The sequence below is a fragment of the Rhabdothermincola salaria genome (assembly GCF_021246445.1).
Lineage (GTDB): Bacteria > Actinomycetota > Acidimicrobiia > Acidimicrobiales > Acidimicrobilacustridaceae > Rhabdothermincola_A > Rhabdothermincola_A salaria.
Window position 1 is genome coordinate 1270715 of sequence record NZ_JAJQXW010000001.1, and the last position, 13834, is coordinate 1284548.

Genomic DNA, 13834 nt, shown 5'->3' on the forward strand with positions numbered 1-13834 from the left:
TCCCGGCGACGATCACGTGCACGAAGCGGCCCCCTCGGTCGTCGTACCCACCAACGCGACCACCTGATCTGAGATCGCCTCAGCCGACTGGCGCAGCTCGGGGCTCCGATCGCGAACGGTGGCCCGCACCTCGTCGAGGCGCTCGATCAGCTGTGAGATCGCGATCGACAACCGGTCGCCGTCGAGGTCGGCGGGGTCGACGACGTAGTCGGAGAGTCCCGCCGAGGCGGCGAAGCCACTCGCCTTGTGCTCGTAGGGGATGGTCACCGCGGCCACTCCGGCGGAGACGGCGAAGACCAGGGGGTGGTAGCGCCCGGCCAGCACGAAGTCGCTGGCCGCGACCAAACCTCGTTGCTCGTCACTGCTCAGGTCCTCGGGCACCACCACCACCGAGCCACCCCGCCGACGGGCCCGAACCGCAAGCTTCTCCAGGTACGGCTGGTCACGATGGCGCGGCCCGTGCAACTGCGGGAGCAGGAGCACCGTGCGTCCTGCATCGCCGACCTGGATCAGGGCATCGACGACCGCGTCGTCGTGCATCTCTCTCCCATCGGGACCGGGATCTCGGAAGGTCGCAGTGACGATCGGCTGCGTTCTGGGGGTCCCGTCGTCGAACCAGGGCGACGGATCGACGGGCTCCACCGACTGCTGGAGAGCGGAGTCAGAGCCGAGGTGCACCTCCCGCCCCGTGAACGACTCCAGGTGACCCACCGAGATCTGCTCTCGGGCGCTCAGGAACCGAAACCATCCGAAACCCCGTCGACGCAGGGGGTTCAGCAGCCGATTGCGCAACGGCCCGGCAGAGGGCTGGTACAGGCACAGGGGCTTGCGGTGGAGCCTGGCGAGCCAGGCGTAGAACCAGTGCACGGCCTCGTGGTTCGCATAGAGGTCTCCGAAATACGGACCACCGGGCGCCGAGATCACCAGATCGGCGCGTGCGTAGGCCTCCACGATCTGGAGACCCAGCGGCCCCAACAGCGACCTCGGCGCAGCTCCCACCCGCCGGAGGAGGGCCCAGAGCGAGAGCCGAAGCGCCTCCGGTATCGGCAGGCGAAGCGGCAGGTAGTCGACTCGTTCGTAGTCGATCGCGCTCTTCGGGTCGGCGAACTGGTGGAGCACCGTGATGTCGGAATCCGGAACTCGGCTCCGGAGTGCGGCGAACAGCCCCTTCATCGCGGCCTCGTCGCCCCGGTTGTCGCCGTGCTGGTTGATCACCAAGAAGCGCGTCGCCATGGGAGGTCGAATGCTAGTGGCCCCAGTAGCGATGGCGGCCACGAAGGCTCGCGGCTCGCAACGCCTCCCCGATCTGATCTCGGAGGGCCTCCGGCGAGAAGGCCTCGAGAGCCCGACTGCGAGCGGCGCTTCGTCGCTCCTCCAGGTACTCCGGATCCGAAGCGAGCGCCACGATGGCGTCCGCCAGGGCCTCGGCATCGCCTGCAGGGACGTAGATCCCGGCACCGCCCAGGACCGCTCGCTGGGATTCGGTTCCCGAAGTGACCACGGCGCAACCGGCCGCAGCGCCTTGGTAGACCTTGTTCGGCACCACCCGCATCGCCTTCGGAGTGGTGCCGAAGATCCCCAGGCACACATCGTGAGCTGCCACCGTCCGAGCCAGGGCCTCCGGCTCCAGCCAGTCCACCCATCGCACCGATGGGTTCGGGCCCACCGTCTCCTCGACGAGTGCCCGCTGCTGCCCGTCTCCGATGAGTGTCCAGGTGACGGCCGCCCGGGCGTCGACCCGGCGGATGGCCTCGGCGATCACGGTCGTGCCCTGCAGCGGGGTGTAGAGACCGAAGAAGCAGACCTCCAGCGGACCGGTCGGGTCCGGCGCCCCACCGTCGCTGTGGAACCACTCGTCAGGAGCACCGACGTGGACCACGAGGGCCTTCTCGGTCGCCTTGGCGGTCGTCGACCCGAGGATGCGGTGAGCCTCGGTGTCCCAGACCACCACGGATGACGCCGCTGAGGCGACACGATCGATGACACGGAGCAGGCCGCCCAGCGGCAGGTCCCGATCCTCGGCGATGCCTCCCAGAGGCGCCATGTTGTCGAGGATGACTGGCGCTGCGAAACAGCAACGAGCCAGGTGGACGTCGAGCACACCGAGGTAGCCGACCAGCACGACATCGGGCGTCTCCCGCCCGATGCGGCGAGCCCGCCGAGCGAGCCTCCACCACACCTTGAGAAGCTGGAGCAGGACCGGGCCGGCCAGCCACGGCCGCCTCACGAGGCGAACCCGCTCCGCCGTGGAGACGCGCAGCGGTTCGTTGCACTTCACGACGCGATGACCGAGGCCTTCCATGGCCTCGACCAACACCTTCACCCGAGGGTGGCTCGCCTCGTCGAAGGTACCGAAGACGACGACGGTCAGCGGTGAAGAAGAGCCCTCGACTCGCCCAGCCGACGCCGATCCGGACCAGGATCGGGGGTCCGTCAACTCGGTGACCCTTCGCGACGGATCGGAGACCGGCGGGTGGGCACTAGAAGGTGCGACAGCCGATCAGGGCGTTGGCGCCGGGCGGGGCCACGTCGATCGCGAACACACACATCTGGTTGGTGCCAGGGGGCCCCGGCGTGACCGGAACCAAGCCGTCGTAGCCGTGCGCGTTGCCGAACCCCGGGTAGGCCTGTCCCACGTCCGCTCTCTGGCGGTCGGCCGTCAGGACGTAGCCTTGACCGTTGACGTAGACGTGCACGGGGATGGACGCCGAGGTGTTCGGGTCGATCGCCCACCCGGCCACCCGGAGGCCGCTGGGCACCTCCGAGACCAGGTCGAGCGAACCGAACGGGCTCCCCGACCCGGTGACGGTGACCGTGCGGCATCCGAGGAGGCGGTTGGATCCCGAGCCGGAGGCGTTGATGGCGTAGGCGCACACCGAGTGGACGCCGGCCTCCGCCGGGATCGATCCGCGGAACCCGTGGTTGTTGCCATAGCCGGGGAATGCTCGCCCGACGTCGGAACGCCCACGATCAGCGGTGAGGGCCAACCCGGTGCCGGCCCCGTAGACGTGCACCGGGATGGGAGCGGCGGTGTCCGGGTCGATCGCCCAGCCGCTCACGTCGATGCGGCCGTTGCCACCTCGGACGACGTCGAGCGAGCCGAACGGGTCGCCTGTCGGGAGCACCACGGTGCGGCAGCCCAGGTACGTGTTGCCGCCCGGACCGGCCTTGTTGATGGCATAGGCGCACACCTGCTGCCGGCCGCCCCCTGCGGGGAGCACGACGTCGAAGCCGTGGTTGGCGCTCCACCAGGGGAAGGCGGACTGGACGTCGGAGCGGGCCTTGGAGGCGGTGACAGCCGTCCCCACACCGTTGACGTAGATGTGCACGTCGGGGGACGAGACGGTGTTCGGATCGAGCGCCCATCCCGCGACGCGGACCTGCCCCGGGCCTGCCGACCTGACCGCATCGAGGTTCCCGACCGGGCTCCCGCCCAGGTTCCGGCAACCGAGGCCCACGTTGCCACCGGGGCCGGTGTTGATGGCGTAGACGCACACCTGACGAGCGCCGTCGGGCACCGGCACGGTCGTGGAGTAGCCATGGTCGGGCCCGAAGCCTCGATAGGCGACGCCGACGTCGTTGCGGGTCTTGGACGCCGTGGTGGAGTGCCCCTGGCCGTCGACGTAGACGTGCACCGAGATGGGGTCGGTCGTGTCGGGGTCGATCGCCCAGCCCGACACCCGCGCCGAGTTGGGTCCTTCCATGGCCACCGCGTCGACGCTCCCGAAGGGGTTTCCCGCGCTCCCACCCCCGCCTGCCAGCCCGGTCAGGTTCGCGAGCGAACAGCAGAATCGGTTGAGATCGACGTTTCCGACGATGCCGGGCACGCTCCCGGTGGAGGTGTACTGCCAGAACGTCCACGTCGCCCACCCCGATGGCACCAAGGGCGTGAAGGTGGTGCTGTCGGGGTTCAGCGGGTAGCTCGGGAGCCAGAGGCGGTACTTGGCGCCGATGTCGGTGGGGTTGCCCACGGCGTCGCGCCAGAAGTAGTAGCCGGTGTACACGATGGGGGCCCGCCCGGTGAGACGCTCCACCTCGGCCAACCAGATCCGCGCCCACTGGGCGAGATCGCCCTTGGAGAGGCCACCCGACTCCTCGAGGTCGAGCACCGCTGGGAGGTCACGGGCGCCCGACAGCGACCCGGTGGCGGAGACGAAGTAGCGGGCCTGATCGACCGCGCTGGAGAGCGGCAGCTTGGGTCGGGCGTAGTGGTAGGCGCCCCGGTACAGCCCGGCCGCAGCGGCGCCGGCGAAGTCGGTCGTGTAGAAGGGGTTGCGGTAGGTGGTGCCCTCGGTGGCCTTCACGAAGGCGAACGAGTGCCCGGCGTTGCGCACCTGCGACCAGTTGATCGGCGCACCGTTGGGATGCTGGTCGGTCGGCGGATGCTGCCAGCTGGCCACGTCGACCCCGGTGAGCTGCGCCGCAGCCGGGATCGCCGCTCCGCCGACGATCGCCACCACCACCACGAGCGCCGTCGCCAGTCGACGCCGCGCCCGGGATGGCCACGCCGTGGCCTTCGGTCGGCCACTTGTCCGAGCGGGAGGATTGCTCATCGGTGCACCATCTCTGCCTTCGGTATCGACGCCGCAGGGACGTCCCCACGACATCGGCACGATCGGACCCCGCCTGAAGTGTGGCAGATGGACGGCCGTCGGTACCGGCCGAGGCCCGTCGCGGATCAGGCCAGGTCCACGACCGAGTGGTCACCCACCATGAGCCGCGTGGCCCGGGGGCGCGTCTCGGAGCGCCGCACCAGGACCTGCTTGCCGATGAGGGAGTCGGCCACGCGGGCGATGTCGAGCACCTTGGACTCCTCGAGGACGACCGAGTGCTCGATCTCGGAGTCCACGATCTCGCAGTCGAAGTACACCGAGGTGAACGGTCCGATGTAGCTGTTCACCACGCGGGTGCGCTCGCCGATGATGGCGGGGCCTCGCACCGTGGAGTTGATGATCTGGGCGCCCTCCTCGATCACCACGCGCCCGTCGATGAGCGAGTCGGCGTCGACGCTGCCGCGAACCTCCGGCTCGATGGTCTCGAGCACCAGGCGGTTCCCCTCGAGGAGGGGCTGGAGCTTGCCGGTGTCCTTCCACCAACCGTCGAGGACCTCGTGACGGACCCGCTTGCCGGCGTCGATGAGCCACTGGATGGCGTCGGTGATCTCGAGCTCCCCCCGATCGGAGGGCTCGATGGTGGCGACGGCCTCGTGGATGCTGGGATCGAAGAGGTACACCCCCACCAGCGCCAGGTCCGACGGCGGTTCCACCGGCTTCTCGACCAGACGCACCACCTCTCCGCTGGCGCCGATCTCGGCGACACCGAAGCGCTGCGGATCGGAGACCTTCGCCAGCAGGATCTGGGCCGAGGGGGCCGCCTCGGACTGATCGAGCGTCGGCGCGTCGAAGCGTCGGCGATCGGCTTCGAAGCGCTCGACGAACTCGGCGATGCCCTGGCGCAGCAGGTTGTCGCCGAGGTACATCACGAAGTCGTCGTCGCCCAGGAAGTCGCGAGCGATCAGCACGCAGTGGGCCAGCCCCAGGGGTGCGTCCTGGGGGATGTAGGTGACGGTCGCGCCCCAGCGGGAGCCGTCACCGACCGCGGCCCGGATCTCGGCGCCGGTGTCGCCGGTGATGATGCCGATCTCGGTGATGCCGGCCTCGACCATGTCCTCGATCCCGTAGAACAGGATCGGCTTGTTGGCCACCGGGACGAGCTGCTTGGCACTCGTGTGGGTGATCGGTCGCAGTCGGGTGCCGGCGCCGCCGGAGAGGATGAGGCCCTTCACAGGCTTCTGTCTACCATCGCCCCACTACGCCACCGGCCCTGCGGAACTCACACCGTCCGACAGCCGAGCAGGACGTTGCCACCACCTCCGGCGACGTTGATCGCGTACACACACACCGGCACCGCCGAGCCCGGGGCCGGGAGCGTGCCCGCGTAGCCGTGGGCATCGCCGTAGCCGGGGAAGGCCGCTCCGACGTCGGGGCGCGGACGATCGGCTCGCAGCGCGTAGCCGGCCCCGCCGACGTAGACGTGCACGTCGGCGGCTCCGGTCGTGTCGGGGTCGATGGCCCAACCGGCGACGGCGATCCCCGAGGCGGTGCGGCGAACCACGTCGAGGGAGCCGAACGGGGAGCCCCCGACGACCGTCACCGTCCGGCAGCCGAGGGAGACGTTGCTCCCTCCCCCGACGTTGATGGCGTAGGCGCACACCGTGGTGGGCCCTGCTCCGGTCTCGATCCGCGCCGAGTAGCCGTGCTGCGAGCCGTAGAGGGGGAAGGCGGCGCCGACGTCGCCACGGGTCCGATCGGCTCGCACAGCCACGCCGGTGGACCCGGCGTAGACGTGGACGTCGATCGCTGCGCTCGTGTCAGGATCGATCGCCCAGCCCGCGACCTCCACACCCCCCGAGACGGGGCGCACGACATCCAACGAGCCGAACGGCGGCCCCGTCGGGAGGGTGACGGTGCGGCATCCGAGCGCCTCCGGCGGTGCCCCCACCGAGCTCAGGCACACCCGGTGGGTGCCCCCCTCGGACGGGATCTGCACCGAGAAGCCCGCCGTGGCGCCCGCACCGGGCACCGATGCCTGCACGTCGGAACGGGTCAACGACGGCGTGAACCGGGCCCGCTCGACGCCGTTGACACGGATCACGGCCTGGGCGGAGAGGTCGCCCTCGACGCTCATCCAACCCGCGGCCCTCAACGACCCGGGACGGCCGGTGACGACGTCGAGGCTGCCTCGCGGCGGGCCCAGCACGGTCACCGACCGACAGCCCAGCAGCACGTTGCTCGAGCCACCGACATCGATGGCGTAGGCGCACACGTCATGGGTCCCCACCGGGGCCGGCAGGACGGCGTCGAAGCCGCGCCGGTCGCCCGTGCCGGGGTAGGCGCCGGCGACGTCGGCGCGCGGCTTGTTCGCCGTGATGGCGTGGCCCGAGGAGCCGATGTAGACGTGCACGGGGATGCCGGACTGCGTGTCCCGGTCGATCGCCCACCCCTGGACCCGGACCTGGTTGGGTCCCGGCGACCTGGCGGCGTCGAAGCTGCCGAACGGGACGCTGTTGCCGCAACTCCCCCGACCGAGGGTGCGGTCGCACAACGGTGCCGACCGCACCCAGGTCAGCGACGTCCGTGCGTTCCCCGTGATCGACTTGTGGGCGGTGATCCCGGTGTCGTAGCCGGTGTCGACGGGCAACCAGTAGCGGTACTCGCGACCGTTGTGGGACACCACGTAGAACGGCTCGGGCAGTGGCGTGACGCCTCCCGGCTTGGCCGGGTCGTACGAGCCGTAGCGCCATCCGGTGGACCCCTGGGCCCGCGCCGGGTCGACGTACCAGCAGGTCAGCGCCGTGCCGAGGCCCGAGATGTCGCAGGTGCGCTGCTCCATGCCCCCGTAGCGACCCACCCGGTCGTCGACGCTGACATCGAGCATCTCGGACTCGTACAGGTCCTGGTACAGGGCCTCGCAGTCCCAACCAGACCACGAGCTGCAGCCGTACCACGGTCCCCAGGCGTACGCCCGGCGAGCCGCATCCTGGTCGGCCACCGACGAGGGCGGGTTGCAGTAGCGGAAGGCGATCGTGGTGGCCGCCTGTTGGGCGGCCTTCACCGAGTCGATGGCGTCGGCCGCCGTGAGGTTCCACCCGCCGGCCGAGTCGAACTGCCACATCCCCACCCCGGCCGTGAAGAAGGCCCCGACGTAGGGCCCGCTGGTCTGCCCGAACGCGAAGAGGTTCGAGTTGAGCGACCACACGTTGACGTTGTCCCAGCGCCCGAGCGTCATGGGGGACGGGACGGGCCCGCCGGTCTCCGGGTAGGTGGGCACCATCATCATGGCGGCGAGCTCGGCCGACGTGAGCCCGGAGCACTTGGCATGGGCGTCGGCGGCCGCCCAGACGGCGTCGATCGGACCCTGGCCGTAGGTCCGGCCCGAAGTCGACGGCGAGAGCAGCGGGACGCACGCGCTCAGCACGAACGAGGCGACCAGCGCCAGCGAGATCGTCGACACCCGCCACGCTCGGCGGGTCGAAGAGAGGTGCGTGGGGTTCGCTCGTTGCGGACTCTTCGGAGTTGGCATGCAGACCTCGAGGGTGACGGCGCGCGCGACGCCGGGTCTCCGCCCGGCGCCAAGCTAGCAACCGTGCGCACGCCAGAGGCGGAGGCCCAGCCCATTGCTCATCGGGCGTCAGCGGTCCGACCTTGAGGAAGCGGTCGCATCGTCGACAGTCGTCGGCGGCCGCCGACGGCCCGAGGCCGCCATGACCACCGCCTCAGCTCCGCGGTCAGCCGACGGCGGCCGGCACCGGGTGCGGGGTGCAGAACTGGTCGTACTCGGCGATGACGAGGTCGTCGGGATCGATCGAGCACGCCGGGCAGTTCGGGTCCCGACGGATCTTGTAGTTCATGAACGACTGGTCCGTGCTGTCGTAGGCCAGCAGCCGCCCGGAGAGGGACTCGCCGAGGCCGAGGAGAAGCTTGATGGCCTCCATGGCCTGGATGGAGCCGATGATGCCGGGCAGCACGCCGAGCACGCCGGCCACCGAGCACGAGGGGGCCAGCTCCGGCGGCGGGGGCACCGGCAGGAAGCAGCGGTAGCACGGCCCGTCGTGGGGCTTGAAGACCGTGGCCTGCCCCTCGAAGCGGAAGATCGAGCCGTGCACCACCGGGGTGCCGGTCTTGAGCGAGGCGTCGTTGAGCAGGTAGCGGCTGGGGAAATTGTCGGCCCCGTCGACCACCAGGTCGTACTGGCTCAACAGCTCCACCACGTTCGACGCGTCGAGGCGCGTGTCGTGGGTCTCGACCTTGACGTCGGGGTTGAGCTTCTCGATCGTCTCGCGCGCGGAGTCGACCTTGCGCATGCCCACCCGATCGAGGTTGTGGATGATCTGGCGCTGGAGGTTGGACTCGTCGACGACGTCCATGTCGATGATGCCGATGGTGCCCACCCCGGCGGCGGCCAGGTACAGCGCGGACGGCGCACCGAGGCCTCCGGCGCCGAGGAGCAGCACCTTGGCGTCGAGCAGCTGCAGCTGGCCCTCTTCGCCGACCTCGGGCAGCAGCAGGTGGCGTTGGTAGCGGTTGCGCTGCTCTGGGGTGAGGGTGCGGGGAGCGGACCAGGGCCGGTCCTGGTCCTTCCACTGGTTGAACCCGCCCGACATCGACACCACGTCGGTGTAGCCGAGCTCGGACAGCGTCTTGGCTGCGAACGCCGACCGCACCCCACCGGCGCAGAAGACGACCACGGGGGTCTCACGGCCGGGGATCCGGCTCTCGACCTGGGCCTCGAGGTGCCCGCGGGGGATGAACACCGCCCCGGGGATGGCGCCCTGCTCGAACTCGTCGGGCTCGCGCACGTCGAGGAAGACGGTCTCGGGTTCGGTGTCGCGCCGGGTGTCCGCCTCGGCCGGGGTGATCTCGCGGATCTGGGCCTTGGTGGCGGTGAGGAGGTCTCGGAAGGTGGGCATCGACATCGCCTTCGCAGGGGGGGTCGTGTCAGGGGCGACGACGACCGACGGATCCGGTGGAAGCAAAACCCTACCTAGTTGGTCGACATTTCGCTACCCCCGTCGGAGCGGGGGGCGAAGAGCAGCGGGAGCACGTCGCTCGCCGAGCCCCTGACCACCACCGTGACGGCATCGTCGAACGGGGTGGGTTCGGCGTTCACGATCACCACGGGGCGTCCGAGCTCGAGGGCCAGCGGCACCATGCCCGCCACCGGATAGACATTCAGGCTGGTGCCCACCGCCACCAGCACGTCGGCCTCGATGGCGGCGCGCTCGGCCCGGGCCAGATCGGCGGGCACGAGAGCCTGGCCGAACATGATCGTCGCCGACTTGAGGATCCCCCCGCAGGCCGCGCAGGGCGGGTCGGGCTCCCCCTGGCGCACCCGTTCGAGCACGGGACCCATGGGCCCCCGGTCGCCGCAACCGAGGCATTCGACGGCGTGCACGGTGCCGTGCACCTCGACCACGTGGTCGGCGGAGAGCCCCGCCGCCGAGTGCAGGCCGTCGATGTTCTGGGTGACCAGCGTGTGCAGGCGACCCTGGCGAGCCAGATCCGCGACGGCGTGGTGTCCGGCGTTGGGCTCGGCCGCCCACATCTCGGACTCGAGGCGGATGCGCCAGGCCGCCTCCCGCACCGTCGTATCCGAGAGGTAGTGATCGATGGTCGATCGCTTCTCGGCGGCGGGGTCACGCGTCCAGATGCCGTTGGGCCCCCTGAAGTCCGGGATGCCCGAGTCGGTGCTGATGCCGGCGCCGGTGAGCACGGCGACGCGTCGGGCACCGTCGAGGACCGCGCGTGCGGCGGCGAGGGCAGCGGGGTCGACCGGGTCCATGGCTCGAGCCTGCCTCAACCGGCCGCGTCCTCCTCGGATCGGGGGGCGATGTGCTCGACGTCGGCATCGACCATGGCGCCGACGATGACCGCCAGGGCGCTGAGCAGCAGCCACAGCATGAGCACGAGCACGGAGCCCATCGTCCCGTAGGTGGCCTCGAGGTCGGCGACCCGCGAGGCGTAGAGCGCAAGGCCCGCCGAGCCCAGCAACCAGATGGCGGTGGCCACGAGGGACCCAGGGCTGAACCAGCGCCAGCGGGCATCCTCGGCCGCCGGGGCGATCCGGTAGAGCACCGCCATGGCGGCCAGGAACACCAGGGCGACGAGCGGCCATCGCAGCCAGGCCACGACCGAGCCCAGCACGTCGCTCGCCTCCCGGACCAGCGGGGGCACGACCGTGAGGACACCGAACAGCACCGCCAGCAGGACCACGGCGCCGACGGCCATCCCCAGGGCGCGGAGCCGAGCCTGCACGAAGGTGCGCGGGGCCTCGCCGTACGCCGCCCGGACCGCCTTGGTGAGGTGGCCGATGCCGCTCGACGCCGACCAGAGGGCCACGACGAGGGACACGACCAGGGCCACACCGAGGCCGGTGGGTGACGTCTCGACGATGCGGTTCAGCTGGTCGTCGAGGAACTCCTTGCTCGCCTCGGGGAGGCCCGCGGCCAGGTTCTCCACCTGGCGGGCCACATCGCTTGGATCCGACACGAGCCCGTAGATGCTGACCAGGGCGACGAGCGCCGGAAAGACGGCGAACAGCCCGAAGAAGGCGACGCCGGCCGCCAGGAGCACGACGTTGTCGTCTCGGACCCTGCCCTTCACCCGCATGGCCACCGAGCGCCAGTCCGTGGACTCCTCCGGTCCCGTCGAGGCCGGGGCCGATCGCTCGTCCGCCGGACCGGGGTCCGCCCCGGCACGGGCGTCGGCGCGGTCGGGGGTCCGGGCGGAGGCGGCGGCCGGTGGCGATGACATGCCTCGCGTCTACCCCACCGATGGACCCCGTTGCCCGCCGGAAGAGACATCTCGGTGCATTTCGATCCCCCTTGACACACCAAGAACCATCTGGAACATTGACGTTCACCGAAATCCTCGGAACGCACCGACATGCATTTCGAGGTCGCCGCGGGCTGGACACCGCGGCGCTCTCACGAAGGAGGCGACGTGCCCCACATGATCGATGCCGAGTCACCACTGCCCGTCCTCACCGTCGAACCGTGGGCCGACCCCCTGGTCGACGAGCTCGGTGTGGACCCGAGAGCGCCGTACGTCGAGCGCTTCTGGCTGCCGGTCCTCGGCCCCTCGACCGTGTGGCTCCTGCGCCGAGTGGCCGACCGCCTCGACGCCGAGCCCGACGGCTTCCGCCTCGATCTGGGCGACACCGCCCGCTGCCTGGGGGTCGGGATGCGCGGTGGCCGCAACGCCCCGATCCTCAAGACCGTCGAACGGTGCTGTCGCTTCGGCGCCGCCCGGATGTTCGGCCACGACCACCTCTCGGTGCGCCGGCGGCTGGCTCCGCTCAACCGCTCCCAGGTCGAACGCCTCCCCGACTGGCTGCAGGCCGAGCACGCCGAGTGGGTGGCCCGCCCCTCCGAAGTGCCCGCCGTCGAGCAGATGCGCCAGCGGGCCCGCCGGTTGGCCCTGTCGTTGCTCGAGTTGGGCGAGTCACCCGAGGCGTGCGAGCGCCAACTCCACGCCTGGCGGTTCCACCCTGCGGTGGCGTTCGACGCCGTGCGTTGGGCCCGATCGTCGAGCGACGTCGACGGGGCGGCTCCCCCGGCGCCGAGCCGCGAGCCGGCCACCGCGGTCGCTCGCGCCGCGATGGCCCGCGCCGAGAACCTCTCCACCCGCGTCGCCGCACCGCCGGCGCCCCCTGCACCCCGGTCGGCGCCGACCGACGACCCCACCCCCGGGTCACGGTCGCCGCGACCCCCGCTGCCGAGGACCGTCCCGCCCCGGTCCTCGGCAGACGGCGGGTCGAGCGGGATCAGCCCCGGGACCGGCGGCGACGAGGCGGCGTGAAGGTGCGGGCCAGCTCCAGGAGCGTGCGCACCCCGTAACCGGTGCCGCCCTTGCTCCACTCGCCGTCGTCACCGTCGCCCCACCATGCGGTTCCGGCGATGTCGATGTGCGCCCAGGGGATCCCGTCGGCCACGAACTCGGCGAGGAACAGCGACGCGGTGATGGTGCCGCCGTCCTTGGTGGTCGAGATGTTGCGCAGATCGGCCACGGTCGACTCGAGCCGAGAGCGGTAGTCGGCGGGAAGGGGCAACGGCCAGATGCGCTCGCCTGCTCCCCCGGCCGCGGCCTCGACCTGATCGAGCCACACCTCGTCGTTGCCCAGCACGCCGGCGATCCGGTTGCCCAGCGCCACCTCCACGGCCCCCGTGAGGGTGGCCAGGTCGACGATCGCATCGGGCTCGCTCTCACTGGCCAGGCACAGGGCGTCGGCCAGGATCAGGCGGCCCTCGGCGTCGGTGTTGAGCACCTCGACCGTGGTGCCGTTGCGGATGGTGAGCACGTCGCCGGGGCGGGTGGCGTCGCCGCCGGTCATGTTGTCGGTCATGGGCAGGTACCCGAGGACGCGACAACGTGGTGCCACCGCCCGCAGGGCGGAGAAGGCCCCGATCACCGCGGCGGCGCCGCCCATGTCCATCTTCATGGTCATCATGCCTTCGCCCGACTTGATGGACAGCCCACCGGAGTCGAAGGTGATGCCCTTGCCGACGATGGCGAGGGTGCCCCGGGGTCGCTCGGGTTCGTAGGCGAGCTCCACGAACCGTGGCTCCTGGTTCGACCCCCGGTTCACGCCCAGCAGCCCTCCCAGCCCTGCCTCGGCGATCTCGTCGGGGCCGAGGACGGTGACCTTGAGGTCCTCGCGCTCGGCGATCTCGACGGCGACCTCGGCCAGCATCGCCGGGGTGAGGGTGCCCCCGGGGGTGTTCACCAGGTCACGGGCCAGGCACTGGGCCTCGGCGATGCGAGCCCCCAGTTCGACCGCTGCCGCGGTCTTGGCCCCACCCTTGCCGATCACCACCACCCGCTCGAGGACCTCGGGGGTGGGCTCGGAGCGGAAGTCCACGAAGCGGTAGGCGCCGAGGCCGGCACCTTCGGCGACGGCGCGGGCGGCCTGCGCCCGTTGCCCAGCGGTGACGTCGGCGTCGAGCACCTCGAGGAGGCGGAGGCCGAGTGAGCCGACCCGACGACCAGCGCGCACGGCCTGGGCGGCCGCCCGGCGGAGGCGGTCGGCGTCGACCTCGGCCGCCGGCCCGACGCCGACCACGACCCGAGGCGGGCCCGACTCCGACCCCGGCACCAGGGCCACCTGGTCCGCCGCCCCGGTGAACCCCTGGGCCGCCAGCAAGGTGGCGGGCAGCTCGTCCTCGCCCAGTCGCGGTTCCTCGGCGCCCTCGGTGGTGACGGCGACGGCGAGCAGGTCGAGCCCCTCGGGCACGTCGCGGCTGACCTCGATCACGGGTGGCATGGGGGCTCCTGGA

At 71.0% G+C, this 13834-nt stretch carries 10 protein-coding genes; 1 reads left to right on the plus strand and 9 read right to left on the minus strand.

Translation table 11 applies throughout. The annotated features are described in order from the left end of the window. Positions 1-12: 12 nt before the first annotated feature. The 8 genes from LUW87_RS05950 to LUW87_RS05985 all read right to left on the minus strand — a co-directional run bounded on the left by LUW87_RS05950 (position 13) and on the right by LUW87_RS05985 (position 11312). On the minus strand, positions 13-1233 hold the full coding sequence (locus tag LUW87_RS05950) for a polysaccharide pyruvyl transferase family protein (protein ID WP_232670175.1): 1221 nt from the start codon (positions 1231-1233) through the stop codon (positions 13-15). Positions 1234-1246: 13 nt separating this feature from the next. Continuing rightward, the gene (locus LUW87_RS05955) at positions 1247-2323 is read right to left on the minus strand and encodes a glycosyltransferase (RefSeq protein ID WP_232670176.1); all 1077 of its coding nucleotides are present in this window, start codon (positions 2321-2323) and stop codon (positions 1247-1249) included. A gap of 157 nt (positions 2324-2480) precedes the next feature. Beyond that, entirely contained in the window at positions 2481-4553 is a 2073-nt protein-coding gene (locus LUW87_RS05960; RefSeq protein WP_232670177.1) for a glycoside hydrolase family 25 protein, read from the minus strand. Between the two features lie 125 nt (positions 4554-4678). Continuing rightward, complete coding sequence (locus tag LUW87_RS05965) at positions 4679-5785, minus strand: glucose-1-phosphate thymidylyltransferase (protein WP_232670178.1); 1107 nt, start codon at positions 5783-5785, stop codon at positions 4679-4681. Between the two features lie 47 nt (positions 5786-5832). Next, positions 5833-8013 (minus strand): hypothetical protein, encoded by a 2181-nt coding sequence (locus tag LUW87_RS05970; RefSeq protein WP_232670179.1) that lies wholly within the window; start codon positions 8011-8013, stop codon positions 5833-5835. 274 nt (positions 8014-8287) lie between these two features. Beyond that, positions 8288-9469, minus strand: a complete 1182-nt coding sequence (gene moeB, locus LUW87_RS05975) for a molybdopterin-synthase adenylyltransferase MoeB (RefSeq protein WP_232670181.1) — start codon at positions 9467-9469, stop codon at positions 8288-8290. 74 nt (positions 9470-9543) lie between these two features. Next, positions 9544-10341, minus strand: a complete 798-nt coding sequence (locus tag LUW87_RS05980; protein ID WP_232670183.1) for an SIR2 family NAD-dependent protein deacylase — start codon at positions 10339-10341, stop codon at positions 9544-9546. Between the two features lie 14 nt (positions 10342-10355). Then, entirely contained in the window at positions 10356-11312 is a 957-nt protein-coding gene (locus tag LUW87_RS05985; RefSeq protein WP_232670184.1) for a YihY/virulence factor BrkB family protein, read from the minus strand. Between the two features lie 189 nt (positions 11313-11501). Here LUW87_RS05985 and LUW87_RS05990 point away from each other — a divergent pair, with 189 nt between their 5' ends. Next, positions 11502-12359, plus strand: a complete 858-nt coding sequence (locus tag LUW87_RS05990; RefSeq protein ID WP_232670185.1) for a hypothetical protein — start codon at positions 11502-11504, stop codon at positions 12357-12359. Here the strand turns inward: LUW87_RS05990 and LUW87_RS05995 are convergent. Further along, positions 12325-13821, minus strand: coding sequence for a leucyl aminopeptidase (locus tag LUW87_RS05995; protein WP_232670186.1), 1497 nt, complete (start codon positions 13819-13821; stop codon positions 12325-12327). The genes LUW87_RS05990 and LUW87_RS05995 overlap by 35 nt on opposite strands. Positions 13822-13834 lie beyond the last annotated feature (13 nt).

What these genes read in the sequence shown, in the direction of transcription:
- LUW87_RS05950 (WP_232670175.1), bottom strand. Translation starts at nt 1,233, where the DNA reads ATGGCGACGCGCTTCTTGGTGATCAACCAGCACGGCGACAACCGGGGC.
- LUW87_RS05960 (WP_232670177.1), bottom strand. Translation starts at nt 4,553, where the DNA reads ATGAGCAATCCTCCCGCTCGGACAAGTGGCCGACCGAAGGCCACGGCG.
- moeB (WP_232670181.1), bottom strand. Translation starts at nt 9,469, where the DNA reads ATGCCCACCTTCCGAGACCTCCTCACCGCCACCAAGGCCCAGATCCGC.
- LUW87_RS05980 (WP_232670183.1), bottom strand. Translation starts at nt 10,341, where the DNA reads ATGGACCCGGTCGACCCCGCTGCCCTCGCCGCCGCACGCGCGGTCCTC.
- LUW87_RS05985 (WP_232670184.1), bottom strand. Translation starts at nt 11,312, where the DNA reads ATGTCATCGCCACCGGCCGCCGCCTCCGCCCGGACCCCCGACCGCGCC.
- LUW87_RS05995 (WP_232670186.1), bottom strand. Translation starts at nt 13,821, where the DNA reads ATGCCACCCGTGATCGAGGTCAGCCGCGACGTGCCCGAGGGGCTCGAC.